We start from the raw sequence: 18,140 nt of genomic DNA, 5'->3' as shown, positions 1-18,140 counted from the left end.
AAGAGCAACGCTGAACGTGCCTTCCCCAAGCACGACGAAATCGTCAGGAGACCCGTCATGAAATTTTTTGTCGACACCGCCGATATCAAGGACATCCGCGAGCTCCACGATCTGGGGCTGCTTGACGGCGTCACCACCAATCCATCGCTGATCCTGAAATCCGGCGGCAAGATCGCCGAAGTCACCAAGCAGATCTGCGATATCGTCGAAGGTCCGGTCTCGGCCGAAGTCGTGGCGTGCGAGTACAAGGACATGATGGTGGAGGCCGAGGTGCTGGCAAAGATCGCGCCCAATGTCTGCATCAAGGTGCCGCTGACGCTGGACGGCCTGAGGGCCTGCAAGACGATCCGCACCCAGATGAACCGCATGGTCAACGTCACGCTGTGCTTCTCGGCCAACCAGGCGCTGCTCGCCGCCAAGGCCGGCGCCTCGTTCATCTCGCCCTTCGTTGGCCGCGTCGACGACACCGGTTCGGACGGCATGGAGCTGATCCAGGAGATCCGGCAGATCTACGACAATTACGATTACCAGACCGAGATCCTCGTCGCTTCGGTGCGCACGGTGAACCATGTCAAGCAGGCGGCTCTCATCGGCGCCGACGTCGTGACCGCTCCGCCGGCGACGCTGAAGGCGCTGGTCAAGCACCCGCTGACCGACAAGGGTCTGGACCAGTTCGCCGCCGATTGGGCAAAGACCGGCCAGAAGATCGGCTGAGGTCGCACGGCTTCAAACGAAAAAGGCCGGGCAACCGGCCTTTTTTTTATGCACCTGGGATGACCGAGAGCCTGCCCGTCATTCCGCGCCGTCATCGTCAGGCAGGGCTGCCTGCGGGCGCCGGCCCATGATGATCTCGCGCTTGCCGACATGGTTGGGCGCGCCGACCAGACCTTCCTTCTCCATGCGTTCCACCAGGGAAGCCGCTCGGTTGTAGCCGATGCCGAGGCGGCGCTGGATGTAGGACGTCGAGCACTTCTTGTCGCGAACCACCACCTTGACCGCCTCGTCATAGGTGGAATCATTGTCTTCGGCGGCCACCGATCCCTTGTCGAAGACCGCGCCCTGATCATCGTCGACCTCTTCCTCATCCTCGTCGGCAGTCACGGTCTCCAGATATTCCGGGCGGCCCTGCGCCTTCAAATGCGCCACGACATGCTCGACCTCCGCATCGGAGACGAAGGGGCCATGCACGCGCGAAATGCGCCCGCCACCCATCATATGCAGCATGTCACCCTGGCCGAGCAGCTGCTCGGCGCCCTGCTCGCCCAGGATGGTGCGGCTGTCGATCTTGGATGTCACCTGGAAGGAAATCCGGGTCGGGAAGTTGGCCTTGATCGTGCCGGTGATGACATCGACGGAGGGGCGTTGCGTTGCCATGATGAGATGGATGCCGGCGGCGCGAGCCATCTGCGCCAGGCGCTGGATGGCGCCTTCGATCTCCTTGCCGGCGACCATCATCAGGTCGGCCATCTCGTCGACGATGACGACGATGTAGGGCATCGGCGCCAGGTCGATTTCCTGCTGCTCGAACAGCGGCTCGCCGGTGCCTTTTTCGAAGCCGGCCTGCACCGTCATGACGACCGTCTCGCCCTTGTCGCGGGCGGCGGCGGCGCGCTCATTGTAGCCATCGATGTTGCGCACACCGAGGCGCGCCATCTTGCGGTAACGGTCCTCCATCTCGCGCACCGCCCATTTGAGCGCGGTGACGGCCTTCTTGGGATCCGTGACGACGGGGGTCAGAAGATGCGGGATGCCGTCATAGACGGAAAGTTCGAGCATCTTGGGATCGACCATGATCAACCGGCATTCTTCCGGCTTCAGCCGGTAGAGCAGCGACAGGATCATCGTGTTGATGGCAACCGACTTGCCGGAGCCGGTGGTGCCGGCGACGAGCAGATGCGGCATCTTAGCCAGTTCGGCGATGACCGGTTCGCCGCCGATCGTCTTGCCGAGGCAAAGCGCCAGCTTGCAGCTGGTGTTGCGGAAACCCTGCGATTCGATCAGCTCGCGGAAGTAGACGGTTTCGCGTGTTTCGTTGGGAAGCTCGATGCCGATGACATTGCGGCCGGGCACGACGGCGACGCGCGCTGAAACCGCCGACATGGAGCGGGCGATATCGTCGGCGAGGCCGATGACGCGTGACGATTTGACACCCGGCGCCGGCTCGAACTCATAAAGGGTGACGACCGGGCCGGGGCGAACATGGATGATCTCACCGCGTACGCCGAAATCCTCGAGCACGCTTTCCAGAAGATCGGCATTCTGTTCAAGCCGCTCCTGCGACATATAGAAGCCTTGTCCTTCCGGCGGCTGCTGCAGCAGCTCTTCCGAGGGAAGTTCATACGCCTCGCCAGTCGTGGCCGGCACGATCTTGCCGACCTTGGGCAACGGCGAAGATGCGCGTATTGCCGGAGTCTGCATGGTCTCTTCCACGCCTTGCGCGATCGGTGTCGGAACGGCGTTGCTTGCAACCGCAGGCGTTTCGGCCGCCGCGCGAGTTCGCTGCCGCGCGCTGCTCGCCGCCGACTGAACCACCGCGGCCTCGTTCGAATTGGCCGGACGGACATCCGGCTGGGCGGGCGAAGCTTGCAAGCCCGGACGGCACTCGATGACACGGAACAACGCGGTGGGATCGGCCGTGGGCGCGGCGCTGACGTCGTGCCGCTGGGCGACAACAGGCGCGGCTGCACGGGCAATCGGAACCGCGCGCCGCGCCGGTGACGGAGCTTCGATCATGTAGGGCGCCATGACTTCGAAAAAGACGTGGTCCGACAGATAGGGCCAGCGCACGGTTTCGGGGCCGGGTGCCTTGACCGGCGCCGCCATTGCCTGGACGGTCTCTACCGATGCACGTGCCGTCACAGCTGTCGTCGGACCCGCCGGCGGCCGCGCCTTTTCACCGGTATTCCCGGCTGGACCGGGTGGCACCGCAGGCTGCCTTTCATGGTTCGGGGCTCTGTTGCCGGGTCGGGCAGCATCCAAAGCAGGATTCCGGCTGCTCGCCGGCGCTGGCGAGGCCGCGTGCGACGCCACTGCGGATTTTGCGATCGTTTGTGGCGCCGGCGGCTCATTTTCCCCGACCGCAATCTGGTCGCGCCGAGGATGATGCGTGCTGGCTTCGTAATCTGGCGTGCGCGTGAACCGCACATTGGGCGCCAGGAAGAAATAGTCTTGCCAGGCCGGGCTTTCATTACCGCCGAGATCGACGGGTGGTGGCGAATTGGTGGCCTTGGCTACGCCGGCCCGCTGGCCATCCGCCTTGCCGCCAGTGCCGTCATAACGCTTTCCATCGGGGTCATCGGGCGAAGCTGGCTTCAATGAATTGACCCGAGGAAAACGCTTGGATTCCATTCTCAAGACTCACTCTGAAACGTCTGCTGAGCAATAGGGAGCGAGTGGTTAACAGTTGCTTCCCGTCAGCACGTTGGAGCGAACGAAATCTGCCTTTCGCAGCGATGGCGGACGAGCCGGATCGAGGCGTTGATCGTCATCCCACGATCATCCGTTCATCGACTTGCACAGGGCCAAAAGGAAAAATCTCGGCCAGCGCAAAGCGGGCCGAGCACCAAGGATCGAGATGGGGTCCTACTAGAGAAGAAAGGTCGCTCTAGCCAGCCGTCTTGCCGTGCCTGACCAGATCCTGGGCGATGGACAGCTGCAGGGCCTCGGCCAGTTCGCGCGCTGCGCGGTTCTCGGCATCGATCTGCGCCCGATACGAGGCAAATTCCTGCCGCGGCCTGTCGAAGGACGAGCTGATCGCGCGCTTGCCGACCGTGACGACGGCGCCGGTTTTCGCATCGGTCAGCGTATAGCTGGCGGTCAACGTCACTGAACCTGCGGTCGGCTCGTCTTCATCGGTCTGGATTTGCACGAGGGCCGAGGATTCAACGGCTTCGGTCACGCTGAGATCGAGCGAATAGAGCGGTGAGGCCGGCTCGCCGGCGCCGCGCCCGAAGCCGAAGATCAGATTGTTGCGCACCTGCTGGGCATAACGCGTCTTGACCGGCTTGATGGCAATCGAGGCCAGTTCGGCATTGGCGGTCGAGCCTGTCGACAACGGCGCGTTGGAATAGAGCGGCCGCACCGTGCAGGCCGAAACCAGCGCCAGCGAGCCGACGAGCCCGGCAACCGCGATGCGGCGCAGCAAATGGCTCCGCTCTGTCTTTTCCCGATCAGGCAACGACATTGACGATCCTCTGCGGCACGATGATCACCTTGCGCGGAGCCTTACCTTCAAGTGCTTTCTGCACGAAGTCGAGAGCCAATACCGCTTTTTCGACCGCACCTTGGTCCGCGTCGCGGGCAATTGTCAAATCCCCTCGCTTCTTGCCGTTGACCTGCACCGGATAGGTCACTTCATTGTCGACGACGAGCGCCGGATCGAAGACCGGCCACGGCCGTTCGGCGACCAGATCGGTACCGCCGAGCGTTTCCCAGCACTCTTCGGCCAGATGCGGCATGACAGGCGCGATCAGGTGGACGAGAATCTCCACGGCCTCGCGGCAGGCGCTTTTCAGCGCCGCATCGGCCTTGCCCTCCGCCACTTCGTTGAGCGGCGCGTTCAGCACATTGGCCAGTTCGTAGATACGTGCAATGGCGCGGTTGAAGCCGAGTTTCTCGATGTCCTCGCCGACCGCCTTCAGGATCTTGTGCGTGGCTTTGGAGACCGCTCCCGCCTCACCAGCGTCGGCCGCGGCGGGCTTGACGCCTGCCAGTGCCTCGGCCGCTGTCGACGCCAGCCGCCAGATGCGCTGCATGAAGCGATGCGCGCCGGCAGCACCATCGTCGGTCCATTCGACATCGCGCTCGGGCGGCGAATCCGACAGCATGAACCAGCGCGCCGTATCGGCGCCGTAGCCGTCGGTAATGTCTTCCGGGCTCACCGTGTTCTTCTTCGACTTCGACATCTTTTCGAGTGGGCCGATCGTCACGTCTTCGCCCGTGGCGATGTCGAAGGCGCGGCGTTCACCGTCGACGCCTTCCAGCCGCACCTCGGTCGGCGCCAGCCAGCGGCCATTCGAAGCCGATCCGACGCGGTAGGTTTCGTGCACCACCATGCCCTGTGTGAACAGGCCCTTGAACGGCTCGGCCAGGTCGACATGGCCGGTCTCGCGCATGGCGCGGGTGAAGAAGCGCGAATAGAGCAGGTGCAGGATCGCATGCTCGATGCCGCCAATATACTGGTCGACCGGCAGCCACTCGTTGGCCGCTTTGGGATCGGTCGGCTCATGCGCCCAGGGCGCGGTGAAGCGGGCAAAATACCAGGACGAATCGACGAACGTATCCATCGTGTCGGTCTCGCGGCGCGCATCCCTGCCGCATTGCGGGCACGTCACGTGCCGCCATGTCGGATGCCGGTCGAGCGGGTTGCCCGGCCGGTCGAAATCGACATCGTCGGGCAGCTTGACCGGCAGGTCAGCCTTCGGCACCGGCACCACGCCGCAATGCTCGCAATGGATCATCGGGATCGGGCAGCCCCAGTAGCGCTGGCGCGAAATGCCCCAGTCGCGCAGGCGGAAATTCACCTTGCGCTCGGCCATCGGCCGGTTGCCGATCGTCTTCTGCTCCAGCAGTTTTGCGACTTCGTCGAACGCCTGGCTCGGCTTCATGCCATCGAGGAAACGCGAATTGATCATCGCGCCATCGTCGCCATACGCCACGTCGATGATCTGGAAGGTCGCCTGATTCTCGCCCTCGGGCATCACCACCGGCACCACCGTCAGGCCGTATTTGTTGGCGAAGTCGAGGTCGCGCTGGTCGTGCGCCGGGCAGCCGAAAATGGCACCGGTGCCGTATTCCATCAGCACGAAATTGGCCACATAGACAGGCAGCGTCCAGCTGTCGTCGAACGGATGGACGACGCGGATTCCGGTATCGAAACCCTTCTTCTCGGCGGTCTCCAGCGCTGCCACCGAAGTGCCCATATGGCGGACCTCGTCGATGAACTTCGCCAGTTCTGGATTGGTCTCGGCAGCTTTTTTGGCCAGCGGGTGATCAGCGGCGATCGCCATGAAGGAAGCGCCGAAAATAGTATCGGGCCGCGTCGTGTAGACTTCCAGTTCGTGCTCGCCGGCAATGTCCGAGGCCAGGGGCCAGCGGATCAGCAAACCTTCGGAACGGCCGATCCAGTTCTGCTGCATCAGCTTCACTTTTTCGGGCCACTCGTCGAGGCCATCGAGCGAATCCAACAGGTCCTGGGCGAAATCGGTGATCTTGAAGAACCACTGCGTCAGTTCGCGCTGTTCGACCAGCGCGCCCGAGCGCCAGCCGCGCCCGTCGATGACCTGCTCGTTGGCGAGCACGGTCATATCCTCCGGGTCCCAATTGACCTTGGAGGATTTGCGCGTCACCAGCCCCTTCTCGACGAAATCGAGGAACAGCATCTGCTGGCGGTGGTAATAGTCGACGTCGCAGGTGGCGAATTCGCGTGCCCAGTCCAGCGACAGGCCCATGACCTTGAGCTGCTCGCGCATGGTGGCGATGTTCTGGTAGGTCCATTCCTTGGGGTGGACCTTGTTCTGCATCGCCGCGTTTTCGGCCGGCATGCCGAAGGCGTCCCAGCCCATCGGGTGCAGCACGTTGAAGCCCTTGGCCCGCTTGTAGCGTGCCACCACGTCGCCCATCGTATAGTTGCGGGTGTGGCCGATATGGATCTTCCCCGACGGATAGGGGAACATTTCCAAGACGTAGTATTTCGGCTTCGGATCGTCATTATGCGCTTCGAACAGCTTCTTCTCGGCCCAGGCCTTCTGCCATTTGGGCTCTGACGCGCGCGGATTGTATCGTTCGGTTGCCATGGGACGTTTTTCACTTAAAAGCATGCGCGAACCGCGGGCGACAGCTCGGCGGTTCAGGGAATGTGGTCCGGGTGTTCACCATGGTTTGGCAAACCCGTCAACCATATGGGCATCGCGGCGGATAAAAACGCGGGTCAAAACAGCGGGATTTGCATATGGGTGACACCGTTCAGCAGTTTTTCGCGGTCAAGGCGAAGATCGCCGCCGCCGAGCGGGAAGCCCGGCGCGAGGCCGGCGCGGTGACGCTGGTGGCCGTATCCAAGACTTTTGAACCCGCCGATATTCAGCCGGTGATCGAGGCCGGCCAGCGCGTCTTCGGCGAAAACCGCGTACAGGAGGCGCAAGGCAAATGGCCTGATCTGAAGCAGGCTTTTGCTGACATCGAGCTGCATCTGATCGGCCCTCTGCAGTCCAATAAAGCCAAGGAAGCGGTGGCATTGTTCGATGTCATCGAGACCGTCGATCGCGAGAAGATCGCCGCCGAACTCGCCAAGGAAATTGCCCGGCAAGGCCGCGCGCCAAAGCTCTATGTCCAGGTCAACACCGGCTCAGAACCGCAGAAGGCAGGCATCGAACCGCGTGAGGCGGTCGCTTTCGTTGCCCGGTGCCGCGATGTCCACGGCCTCGCGATAGAAGGCCTTATGTGCATCCCGCCGGCGGACGAGAACCCCGGCCCGCATTTTGCATTGCTGGAAAAACTTGGGCGCGAGGCCGGCGTCGCCAAACTGTCGATGGGCATGTCCGGCGACTACGAGACAGCAATCGCCTTCGGCGCCACCAGTGTACGGGTTGGCTCGGCGATTTTTGGTAGCCGGTAGGCCGGTCAATCTGGACCTGGCCAGTATCGTCATTCCTTGCCGCCTCGCCGCATCAATGCTATATCTAGCCAAGCTAGCTAGGAGCGTTCAATGAACTGGCATCTCCAAGATGCGAAGAATAATTTCTCCAAGGTGGTTCAGCGTGCGCGCAGCGAAGGACCACAGACGGTGACATTGCGCGGCGAGCGTGCTGCCGTGGTTCTCTCCGCCGAGGATTACGACCGCTTGGCTGGAAAGAAAAAGTCGTTGGCCGAGTATCTTTTGACCGGTCCGGTTTGGGACGATGATTTCGCCGAAGAGGTCAACCGCCGATCGGAGACGATGATCCGGGACATCGATCTCTAATGTATCTGCTCGACACGAACATCGTTTCGGATGTGCAGAGGCGCCTACCCAAGCCAACTGAATGGCTGGCTTCGGTGGATCCAACATCGGTGAGCCTCAGCGTCATTACCCTTGGTGAGATGGAGCGTGGGATCATCAAGCTGCGCAAGGTCGACTCCGAAAAGGCAACACGCCTCGATCTGTGGCTGCGGGAGCTTCGACGGGACAATTCCGACCGTATACTTGCTGTCACGGAAGATGTCGCGCTGGCTTGGGGCCGCATCACCGCCGGCCGTACACGAGGCAGTGCCGACACCCTCATCGCGGCAACCGCGCTTGTCCATGATCTCATTCTTGTGACGCGCAACGTTGCGGACTTTGATGATACAGGGGTGACGGTGCTGAATCCCTGGGACGCCTAGGCCAATTGTTTCGCCTCGGAGCGTCTCATCAACGCTCGTGTCTACATGGTTGGGCCAATCCATAGCCGTCATTGCGCCACCACTGGAAACGAAACGTATCGTTCCTATTTGTTTTGCGTCATCACCCTGGAGCCTTCGCCATGCGTTACAACCAGCTTGGAAATACGGGGATGTTCGTCTCCGAACTGTGCCTCGGCACCATGACCTTCGGCGCCGCCGGCCAGAATGCCCAATGGGGCCTGATTGCCAGCCTCGACCAGAAGGGCGTCAACGAGATCGTCGGCCGCTCGATCGCCGCCGGCGTCAATTTCTTCGATACCGCCGACGTCTATTCCTTCGGCGAGTCCGAGCGGCTGCTCGGCCAGTCGCTTAGGGATCTCGGCGTTATCAGGTCGAGCGTGGTCATCGCCACCAAGGTCCATGGCGCCATGGGCCAGGGTCCGAATGAGCGCGGCTCCTCGCGCGGCCACATCATGGATTCGGTCGATGCCAGCCTCGAACGGCTGCAGCTCGACCATATCGACCTCTATCAGCTGCACGGCACCGACACGGTGACGCCGATCGACGAGACGCTGCGGGCGCTCGACGATCTGGTTGCCAGCGGCAAGGTCCGTTACGTCGGCGTTTCCAACTGGGCGGCGTGGCGCGTCGCCAAGGCGCTCGGTATCGCCGACCGCAAGGGCTTTGCCCGTTTCGAGACCATCCAGTCCTATTATTCGATCGCCGGCCGCGATCTTGAGCGCGAAATCGTACCGCTCATCAACGAGGAGAAACTCGGCCTGATGGTGTGGTCGCCGATGGCCGGCGGCCTGCTTTCCGGCAAATACGGTCCTGGCGCGCCCGGCAATGGCGAGGGTCGCCGCGCGTCCTTCAACTTTCCGCCGGTCAACGAGGATCGTGCCTGGGCGGCCGTCGCCGTCATGCGCGAGATCGCCAAGAAGCATGATGTCAGCGTTGCCACGGTGGCGCTCGGCTATGTCCTGGCCAAGCCTTTCGTGATGAGCGTCATCATCGGCGCCAGCCGCATGGAACAGCTCGAACAGAACCTTGCCGCGACTGAAGTGAAGCTCGACACCGACGATCTCGCCAAGCTCGATGAGGTCAGCGCGCTGCCGGCCGAATATCCCGGCTGGATGCTGGAGCGCCAGGCGGCCGGCCGGCGCCCAGTGCCGTTCACGCCGAAGGCCTGATCCGTCCCAACGCGACGCGATTTTCGGACAGCCGCGCGTCCCTCCGGGCGCGCGGCTTTTTGCGCTTCATCAGGGCCGCAAGGTCGCCTTGTACCGGACACGGTTTCGCGGCTAGCATCGTCATCATCGGAGCAGCATACCGGGATGTCAGGGGCGATGATGGCACCATCCGCCAAGGATTTTCGAGACAGGATCGTCGCGATCATCGCCGATCGCCAAGCCGCGGCTTCCGCCAGCCCTTACGATTGGAAAGTCTGCGTCGGTGCGGTCAGTGCCGCGCAAGGCGAGTTTGAAAAGGTCGTCGTCGCTGGTACGGCGCATGACTACGGAGCCGCCGTCATCGCACGCTTGGAGCGGCTGCGAGACGCATATTACGACCCGGATGGCGAATACACCTCCGGTCGGTCGGACATCGGCACCGTCGTTGAAAAGATCAGAACAGCATTGAAGTCCATCGGCCAATGATGGTGCCCGACAGGGCGATGGATGGGCCCGGCATCAAAGCGGATTGTCGGAGGTGTTGCAGTCCGCGATCGCTTTTCCGGCAAGGCCCCGATCATACCAGCGGATCCTCTGTTCTGAGGTGCCGTATCGCGTTGCCGTCGAATCTTTGAAGGCATTGGCTGCCTGATCGTCTCCGAGTGATCGCAGCAGGCCTCTGGCCTCCGTCAGATCGGTGTCTTCAAGCAACCCCTTGTCCCAGACATAGCGGCTCCATAGGCCGGCAAAACAATCGGCCTGGAGCTCAAGCTGTTCCGATCGGATGATGGCGGCTTCCTGATTACTGGCCGCTACGGCCTGATGCGGAACGTCCGAGATGTTTTGCACATGATGCCCAACCTCTCGGGCCACAATCAACGCCTTGGTGAAATCGCCGGTCAAGCCGATCTGTTGAAGCTCGGGGAACGCCGGATCGATATAAATCTTGTGATCTGCCGCACAGTACAATGTCCCTGAGACAGGACCGCATGCGGTAGCTATGAAGCCGGTGAACAGCACCAGCTTGGGCTCCTCATAGGTCGATCCGCCGGCTTTGAAGGTGGCGCCCCAGAAATCCTCCGTCTCCGCCAGAGCTACGGAGAGGAGCTGCTTGACGTCATCATCTCTGGCGTTTGCAACAGGCGCGGCTGCTTTGGCGACCTCGGCAGCCTCGGAGATCGTTGGGGCGTGCAGCCACGTCGCGATGGCAAGCAGGGATGCCGTGATCAAGGACAAGCGGACCAATTCACGCCTCCCGAATTGCCAACGCTCTCGGAGCCTGGGCGCCGAGGCGCCTGCGATGACCGGACGGGATTCCATATCCTGCCCCTGCTGGCTTGTCGAACGGACCTTGAAAGCCGCGCTTCGTCAGAGCCGCACGGTCTCGGCCAGGAAATCGAGAAAGGCCCGCACCCGCGCCGGCAGGTGCCGGCCCTGGCCGACATAGACGGCGTGGGTCGCCTCCTCGTCGCCCGGATTGAATTCCTCCAGCAGCGCTACCAAACGGCCGGCGGCGATGTCGGCCGCCACGTGCCAGCGCGCGAGCCGGGCGATGCCGGCGCCGGCCAGCGCCATCAGCCGCATCGTCTCGCCGTCCCCAACCAGCGTGTTGCCGGTGATCGGGACCATGATCACGTGGCCCTCTGCGTCGCGGAACGGCCAGCCGTCGATATGCCTGACGAAGCCGAAGCCCATGCGGTTGTGGCTGTCGAGATCGGCCGGCGTCAACGGTATGCCGTGCGTTTCGAGGTAGGAGGGTGCCGCAACCACCACCACCGGGCTTTGCCCGAGCTTGCGCGCCACCAGCCGGGATTCGCCGAGCGGCCCGGCGCGGATGGCGACATCGGCGCGTTCGGCCATCAGGTCGATGACGCTGTCGGTCAGCACCAGATCAACCGAAATCTCGGGATAGCGTTCGAGGAAACGTGGCAGTAGCGGGATTAGCCGGTGCACGCCGAAAGGCACATAGGTGTTGACGCGCAGCCGCCCGCGCGGGGCTGCGCCCGCCGCCGCCTCGCGCTCGGCCGCCGCCATGTCGGCCAGGATGCGCAGCCCGCTGTCGTAGAAAGCCGACCCTTCCGGCGTCAGCTGCAGCTTGCGCGTCGACCGGCTGACCAGCCGCGCCCCGAGCCTCGCCTCCAACCGCGCGATCAGCTTGCTGACCGCCGACGGCGTCATGCGCAACGCGCGGGCCGCAGAGGAGAAACTACCTTCCTCGACGACACGCACGAAGACTTCGATCTCGCCGGAACGGTTGATGTCGGATCTCGCCATCTGTGAATCTATTTCACAGAAAATGTGCCCAACGCAAGTCTGGTTCACAGCGTATGGCGACACGATCTCTGGGGTCGGGGCGCGGGTTTGGACAAGGCGCCCGTTGCCGAAATGGAAACCGCCATGCCTCTTGCTCTCTATGCCCTCGCCGCCGGTGCCTTCGGCATCGGTGTCACCGAATTCGTCATCATGGGTCTGCTGCTCGATGTCAGCAAGGATCTCGGTGTCTCGATCTCGGCCGCCGGCCAGCTCATTTCGGGCTATGCGCTGGGCGTCGTCATCGGCGCGCCGCTGCTCACCATCGCCACCGGCAACTGGCCGCGCAAAACGGTGCTTCTGGCGCTGATGGCGATTTTCACCATTGGCAATCTCGCCTGTGCGCTGGCGCCTGATTACTGGACGCTGATGGGCGCGCGCATCATCACCGCCTTTGCCCATGGCACTTTCTTCGGCGTCGGCTCGGTCGTCGCCACCGGCCTGGTCGCACCCAACAAGAAGGCCTCGGCGATCGCGCTGATGTTCACCGGCCTCACCATCGCCAACATCCTCGGCGTGCCCTTCGGCACCTGGCTCGGCCAAGCCTTCGGCTGGCGCGCCACCTTCTGGGCGGTGACCCTGGTTGGCCTGGCAGCCTTCGCCGTGATCCTGGCGTTGGTGCCACGCAGCGAAGCAGCGCCCGAGACGACCGATTGGCGCGCCGACCTCGCTGTTCTACGCCGCACGCCGGTCCTGCTCGGCCTTGCCACCACCGTGCTCGGCTATGCCGGCGTCTTTGCCGTCTTCACCTACATCGCTCCCTTGCTGACCGAGATAAGCGGCTTCAAGGAAACGGCCGTGTCGCCCATCCTGCTCGTCTTCGGCGGCGGCCTCATCGCCGGCAATCTCGCCGGCGGCAAGATTGCCGACCGCTGGCTGGTGCCGGCGGTGCTCGGCAGCCTCGTGGTGCTTGCCCTGGTGCTGGCAACCATGAGCTTCGCCATCCACAGCCAAATCATGGCCGTCATCTATGTCGGCCTGCTCGGTGCCGCTGCCTTCGCCACCGTAGCGCCGCTGCAGATGTGGGTGCTGGAGAAGGCACAAGGGGCCGGCCAGAGCCTCGCCTCCTCGTTCAACATCGCCGCTTTCAATCTCGGCAACGCCGCCGGCGCCTGGCTTGGCGGCGCGGTCATCGCCCATGGCCTTGGCCTGGGATCGATCACCTGGGTCGCCGCCTTGCTGCCGGTCGCGGCACTCGGCGTGGCGGGACTGGCGCTACGCCTGGATCGTACCAACGCGCTCGGCGCGCCCGTCTCCGTCCGGTCCTGACGCCTTCCGCAAACCGGTTTGCTTTCGGCACCCTCCCTTTCACACCACCAGGAGTAAGAAAATGGATTATCGCCGTCTCGGCACTTCGGGCCTGAAAGTGCCCGCACTCTCCTTCGGCGCCGGCACCTTCGGCGGCTCCGGTCCGCTGTTTGGCGCCTGGGGCACCAGCGACGCCAAGGAAGCGCGGCGGCTCATCGACATCTGCCTGGAGGCCGGCGTCAATCTGTTCGACACGGCGGACGTCTATTCGAACGGCGCCTCGGAAGCGGTGCTCGGCGAAGCGATCAAGGGCCGCCGCGATGCGGTGCTGATCTCGACCAAGACGTCTTTGCCCATGGGTGACGGGCCGGCCGACTACGGTTCTTCCCGCTCGCGGCTGATCAAATCCATGGACGCCGCCCTGAAACGCCTCGGCACTGATTACATCGACCTGCTGCAGCTGCACGCCTTCGACGCCGGCACGCCGATCGAGGAGGTGCTGTCGACGCTGGACGATCTCGTCCGATCCGGCAAGCTGCGCTATGTCGGCGTCTCCAACTTCTCCGGCTGGCAAGTGATGAAGTCGCTGGCGGAAGCTGACAAGCACGGCTATCCGCGATACGCGGCGCACCAGGTTTACTATTCGCTGGTCGGCCGCGACTATGAGTGGGAGCTCATGCCGCTCGGCCTCGACCAGGGCGTCGGCGCGCTGGTGTGGAGCCCGCTCGGCTGGGGTCGCCTGACCGGTAAGATCCGCCGCGGCCAGCCTCTGCCGGAAAAGAGCCGGTTGCACGATACCGCAAGTTTCGGTCCGCCGGTCGAGGACGAGCATCTCTACCGGGTCATGGACGCGCTTGACGCGGTCGCCGAGGAAACTGGCAAGACGGTGCCGCAGATCGCCATCAACTGGCTGTTGCAGCGCCCGACCGTTTCTTCCGTGATCATCGGCGCCCGCAATGAGGAGCAGTTGCGGCAGAACCTCGGCGCCGTTGGTTGGATGCTGACACCGGAGCAAGTGAAAAAACTCGACGCGGCAAGCGAAGTTACCGCGCCCTACCCGTATTTCCCCTATCGCCGCCAGGAAGCCTTCGCCCGGCTGAACCCGCCAGCGGTGTGACATCTCCTCGCCTGGGCCGCGTGCCGCGCGACCCAGGCACCCGGAAACACCCTACCCCCAGATCGGCCAGAGTGCCGCCTGGCCGCTGCCGATCAAGGCGATAACGATCAGGCAGACGATCCACAGCGCCGGATATTCCCAGCCACCGCCCGCATTGGTGAACCAGAACCCGTTCTTGCCGTGGACGAGCACGATCGTGCCCGCCATCAGGGGAATGAGCAGAATGGCCGCCAGCCGCGTGGCGACGCCGGAGATCAGGCCAAGCCCGCCAGCCGTTTCGGCGGCAATGGCGATCAAGCCGAAATAGCCGGGAACGCCGAGCGACTGGAAATAGTCGGTCGTGCCCTTGGGCGTGAAGACGAAATATTTCAGATAGGCATGGGCAAGAAACAGGCCGCCGACGCTGACCCGAAGCAGCAGCGCGGCATAGTCGAAAGCGGTCATGTCCGTTCTCCCGATCGCGAACGCCGCTTTGGGCACTCTGCCTTGCCGCGCCGCGCGCAAAGGATAACCGACGCCAGCATTGCTGTCGCCGCACGAGAATGGAAACAGACCGTCTGCGCCGCGTTCAGTGCAGGACGAACTCCCCGTCCACCTTGCGCCATTCATTCGGCGCGATCAGCTTCTGGTGCGTGTAGCTGACCGAGTGCAGCGGCCCGTCGAGCTTGGCCTTCCAGAATTCGATGAACCGGATCAGAACCGGAAACTTCGGCGCCAGGTCGTAATCCTGCCAGATGAAGCTCTGCAGCAGGTGCGGATGATCGGGAAAATGATAGAGAATCTTGGCCGTGGTCAGGCCATAGCCTTTGAGCATCAGGTCCATTTCGGAATGGTCGCGCATAGCGGTCCCCAGGTTGAGTTTCCTTTCCTCCCAACGTCAGATTGTGCGCGCCGTTGCTTAACTGTCTATTGATTTTTCCTGATCGAAACAGGCTTTTCGACGCGAAAACATACAGTTAGCAGCGAGCCAGGCCGAGTGCTGACAGCACTTGGCAATGCCCCTGCGGCATCCCGCCGCGCGAATCCAACGTCTAATGTTGCCGTCGCGGCGGAACTGGTAATAATGCCGCCAAATTCGCGGCCACTTCGCCGCGATCCCGCTGGCGGTCAAGCCAGCGGTTTGGTTCCGGGAGGAAAATCAGGAATGTCCGAAGTTCATGTCCATCGCGTCCAGCCGGCGTGGAAGAAGAATGCGCTGATCGACAACGACACCTACCTCAAATGGTATGCCGACAGCATCAAGAATCCGGACAAGTTCTGGGGCAAGCACGGCAAGCGCATCGACTGGTTCAAGCCCTACAGCAAGGTCAAGAACACCTCCTTTGACGGCAAGGTCTCGATCAAATGGTTCGAGGACGGGCTGACCAACGTTTCCTACAACTGCATCGACCGCCATTTGAAGAAGCGCGGCAACCAGACCGCCATCATCTGGGAAGGCGACAATCCCTACGACGACAAGAAAATCACCTACAACGAGCTTTACGAGCATGTCTGCCGGCTCGCCAATGTGATGAAGAAGCACGGCGTCAAGAAGGGTGACCGCGTCACCATCTACATGCCGATGATCCCGGAAGCGGCTTACGCGATGCTGGCCTGCACGCGCATCGGCGCTATCCATTCGATCGTCTTTGGCGGCTTCTCGCCCGATGCGCTGGCCGGCCGCATCGTCGACTGCGAATCGACCTTCGTCATCACGTCGGACGAGGGCCTGCGCGGCGGTAAACCGATCCCGCTGAAGGAAAACACCGACAAGGCCATCGACATCGCCGCCAGGCAGCACGTGATGGTCAAGAACGTCGTCGTCGTGCGCCGCACCGGCGGCAAGATCGGTTGGGCGCCCGGCCGCGACCTCTGGTATCACGACGAGGTCGCGACGGTGAAGGCGGAGTGCAAGCCTGAGAAGATGAAGGCGGAGGATCCGCTGTTCCTCCTCTACACTTCAGGCTCGACCGGCAAGCCGAAGGGCGTGCTGCACACCACCGCCGGCTATCTCGTCTATGCCTCGATGACGCATCAATATGTCTTCGACTATCATGACGGCGATATCTACTGGTGCACCGCCGATGTCGGCTGGGTCACCGGCCACAGTTACATCGTCTATGGGCCGCTCGCCAACGGCGCCACCACGCTGATGTTCGAGGGCGTGCCCAACTACCCGTCGCAGTCGCGCTTCTGGGAAGTCATCGACAAGCACAAGGTCAACATCTTCTACACCGCGCCGACCGCGCTACGCGCGCTGATGGGCGCAGGCAACGATCCGGTGACGAAGACCTCGCGCAAATCGCTGCGCGTGCTGGGCTCGGTCGGCGAACCGATCAACCCAGAAGCCTGGGAGTGGTATTTCAACGTCGTCGGCAACGGCAAGGTGCCGATCGTCGACACCTGGTGGCAAACCGAGACCGGCGGCATCCTGATCACGCCGCTGCCGGGCGCCACCGATCTCAAGGCCGGCTCGGCGACGCGGCCCTTCTTCGGCGTCAAGCCGCAACTGGTCGATGGCGAGGGCAAGGTGCTGGAGGGGGCGGCCGACGGCAATCTCTGCATCACCGATTCCTGGCCCGGCCAGATGCGCACCGTCTATGCCGATCACGATCGCTTCGTGCAGACCTATTTTTCGACCTACAAGGGCAAGTACTTCACCGGCGACGGCTGCCGGCGCGATGCCGATGGCTACTACTGGATCACCGGCCGCGTCGACGATGTCATCAATGTCTCCGGCCACCGCATGGGCACGGCGGAAGTGGAATCCGCACTCGTCAGCCATGACAAGGTCTCGGAGGCCGCCGTCGTCGGCTATCCCCACGACATCAAGGGCCAGGGCATCTACAGCTACGTCACCTTGATGAAGGGGGTCGAGCCGACCGAGGAGCTGCGCAAGGAGCTCGTCGCCCATGTCCGCAAAGAGATCGGCGCCATCGCCTCGCCCGACAAGATCCAGTTCTCGCCAGGCCTGCCCAAGACGCGCTCGGGCAAGATCATGCGCCGCATCCTGCGCAAGATCGCGGAGGATGATTTTTCAGCACTCGGCGACACCTCGACGCTTGCCGATCCTGCCGTCGTCGACGACCTCATCGCCAACCGGCAGAACAAGAAGGGCTGACCCGTTTGATGGCTGCACTGGGGGCGGTTACCGAGCTCTGGCGCTATCCCGCGAGTTCGCTTGCCGGCGAGCGCCGGGACGCGATTGCAGTCAATCTGGAGACCATCGACGGCGACCGCATGTTCGGCCTCGTCGATGTCTCGGACAACGAGATCGCGCGGCCGGATCGCGACGTGAAATGGCACAAGGTGCCGCGCATCCGCACCCGGCTCACCAACGACCGGGAATTGGAGATCGCCGTTCCCGACGGCGACTGGCTGAACGCACCCGGCTCTGAATGCGACCGCGCCGTTTCGGCCTATCTCGGTTTTGCCGCCTCGATCCGGCCGTTCAACCGGGAGATCGCACCCGGCTATACCGGCCCATTGACCGCGGCGCGCTATCGCAAGGCGCCGATCCATCTGCTGACCACCGCATCGCTGGCACGGCTGAAGGCGCTGCAGCCCGAAGGCTTCCCCGACCCGCGCCGCTTCCGCCCCAACATCGTCGTCGACATGGCGGCGGTCGAAGGCTCGTTTCCCGAGACCGAATGGATCGGCCGCAAGCTCGCCATCGGCGACTTGCTGGTGACCATCTCCGAACCGTGCCGGCGCTGCGGCTTCACCATCATCAGCCAGGACGGATTCGAGCACGATCCCGGCATCCTGCGCAACCTGGTCCGCCACAACGCGCATAATCTCGGCGTCTATTGCACGGTGGACAGGCCGGCCAGCGTCGAGATCGGCGCGCCGATGCGGTTCGTCTAGGGCAGTCCCGGCGCCCCGTCGCGGGATTGGCGCAGCGTGTAATACGCATGACAGAAAACGGCGTCATACAGCCCCTGCGCGATCTGTCTTGC

Annotated in this window: 17 protein-coding genes; 10 read left to right on the top strand and 7 right to left on the bottom strand. The window is 63.0% G+C overall.

Annotated features, from left to right (window positions below; all coding sequences use genetic code 11):
- The first annotated feature begins 57 nt into the window (after positions 1-57).
- The gene (fsa, locus tag ACZYHG_RS08945) at positions 58-714 is read left to right on the top strand and encodes a fructose-6-phosphate aldolase (RefSeq protein ID WP_464613478.1); all 657 of its coding nucleotides are present in this window, start codon (positions 58-60) and stop codon (positions 712-714) included.
- 78 nt (positions 715-792) lie between these two features.
- Here fsa and ACZYHG_RS08940 read toward each other — a convergent pair whose 3' ends face one another.
- The 3 genes from ACZYHG_RS08940 to leuS form a co-directional block, all read right to left on the bottom strand.
- A complete protein-coding gene (locus tag ACZYHG_RS08940) occupies positions 793-3,348 on the bottom strand; it encodes a DNA translocase FtsK (RefSeq protein ID WP_464613477.1) in 2,556 nt (851 codons plus the stop codon).
- Between the two features lie 256 nt (positions 3,349-3,604).
- Positions 3,605-4,183: an LPS assembly lipoprotein LptE gene (gene lptE, locus ACZYHG_RS08935; RefSeq protein WP_464613476.1), complete on the bottom strand. Its 579-nt coding sequence runs from the start codon at positions 4,181-4,183 to the stop codon at positions 3,605-3,607.
- Positions 4,170-6,794 carry a leucine--tRNA ligase gene (gene leuS, locus ACZYHG_RS08930; RefSeq protein WP_464613475.1) on the bottom strand — a complete coding sequence of 875 codons (2,625 nt, stop codon included), beginning with the start codon at positions 6,792-6,794 and terminating at the stop codon, positions 4,170-4,172. The genes lptE and leuS overlap by 14 nt, the downstream gene beginning before the upstream one ends.
- A gap of 155 nt (positions 6,795-6,949) precedes the next feature.
- On the opposite strand from leuS, the gene ACZYHG_RS08925 reads away from it, so the two are divergent.
- The 5 genes from ACZYHG_RS08925 (at position 6,950) to ACZYHG_RS08905 (ending at position 10,013) form a co-directional block, all read left to right on the top strand.
- On the top strand, positions 6,950-7,612 hold the full coding sequence (locus tag ACZYHG_RS08925) for a YggS family pyridoxal phosphate-dependent enzyme (protein WP_464613474.1): 663 nt from the start codon (positions 6,950-6,952) through the stop codon (positions 7,610-7,612).
- A gap of 90 nt (positions 7,613-7,702) precedes the next feature.
- A complete protein-coding gene (locus tag ACZYHG_RS08920; RefSeq protein WP_464613473.1) occupies positions 7,703-7,957 on the top strand; it encodes a type II toxin-antitoxin system Phd/YefM family antitoxin in 255 nt (84 codons plus the stop codon).
- A complete protein-coding gene (locus tag ACZYHG_RS08915; protein WP_464613472.1) occupies positions 7,957-8,358 on the top strand; it encodes a PIN domain-containing protein in 402 nt (133 codons plus the stop codon). Before ACZYHG_RS08920 ends, ACZYHG_RS08915 begins: the two co-directional genes overlap by 1 nt.
- A 140-nt stretch (positions 8,359-8,498) precedes the next feature.
- A complete protein-coding gene (locus ACZYHG_RS08910; protein WP_464613471.1) occupies positions 8,499-9,548 on the top strand; it encodes an aldo/keto reductase in 1,050 nt (349 codons plus the stop codon).
- Between the two features lie 156 nt (positions 9,549-9,704).
- The gene (locus tag ACZYHG_RS08905; protein ID WP_464613470.1) at positions 9,705-10,013 is read left to right on the top strand and encodes a hypothetical protein; all 309 of its coding nucleotides are present in this window, start codon (positions 9,705-9,707) and stop codon (positions 10,011-10,013) included.
- 33 nt (positions 10,014-10,046) lie between these two features.
- Here ACZYHG_RS08905 and ACZYHG_RS08900 read toward each other — a convergent pair whose 3' ends face one another.
- Complete coding sequence (locus ACZYHG_RS08900) at positions 10,047-10,847, bottom strand: neutral zinc metallopeptidase (protein ID WP_464613469.1); 801 nt, start codon at positions 10,845-10,847, stop codon at positions 10,047-10,049.
- Positions 10,848-10,895: 48 nt separating this feature from the next.
- Positions 10,896-11,801, bottom strand: a complete 906-nt coding sequence (locus ACZYHG_RS08895; RefSeq protein ID WP_464613468.1) for a LysR family transcriptional regulator — start codon at positions 11,799-11,801, stop codon at positions 10,896-10,898.
- 123 nt (positions 11,802-11,924) lie between these two features.
- Here ACZYHG_RS08895 and ACZYHG_RS08890 point away from each other — a divergent pair, with 123 nt between their 5' ends.
- The gene (locus ACZYHG_RS08890; RefSeq protein WP_464613467.1) at positions 11,925-13,106 is read left to right on the top strand and encodes an MFS transporter; all 1,182 of its coding nucleotides are present in this window, start codon (positions 11,925-11,927) and stop codon (positions 13,104-13,106) included.
- Positions 13,107-13,167: 61 nt separating this feature from the next.
- Positions 13,168-14,202: an aldo/keto reductase gene (locus ACZYHG_RS08885; RefSeq protein ID WP_464613466.1), complete on the top strand. Its 1,035-nt coding sequence runs from the start codon at positions 13,168-13,170 to the stop codon at positions 14,200-14,202.
- A 51-nt stretch (positions 14,203-14,253) separates the two neighbouring features.
- Here ACZYHG_RS08885 and ACZYHG_RS08880 read toward each other — a convergent pair whose 3' ends face one another.
- Positions 14,254-14,646 (bottom strand): DoxX family protein, encoded by a 393-nt coding sequence (locus ACZYHG_RS08880; protein ID WP_032925637.1) that lies wholly within the window; start codon positions 14,644-14,646, stop codon positions 14,254-14,256.
- Between the two features lie 124 nt (positions 14,647-14,770).
- A complete protein-coding gene (locus ACZYHG_RS08875; RefSeq protein WP_027031741.1) occupies positions 14,771-15,043 on the bottom strand; it encodes an usg protein in 273 nt (90 codons plus the stop codon).
- Between the two features lie 303 nt (positions 15,044-15,346).
- Between ACZYHG_RS08875 and acs the strand changes: the two genes are divergently transcribed.
- A complete protein-coding gene (gene acs, locus ACZYHG_RS08870) occupies positions 15,347-17,302 on the top strand; it encodes an acetate--CoA ligase (protein WP_464613465.1) in 1,956 nt (651 codons plus the stop codon).
- Positions 17,303-17,310: 8 nt separating this feature from the next.
- Positions 17,311-18,048: an MOSC domain-containing protein gene (locus ACZYHG_RS08865; RefSeq protein WP_464613464.1), complete on the top strand. Its 738-nt coding sequence runs from the start codon at positions 17,311-17,313 to the stop codon at positions 18,046-18,048.
- Positions 18,049-18,140: the final 92 nt, after the last annotated feature.

This window comes from Mesorhizobium subarcticum, assembly GCF_055456085.1.
The sequence above is the reverse complement of the archived record's forward strand: the minus strand, read 5'-3'. Positions and strand labels throughout refer to the sequence as shown.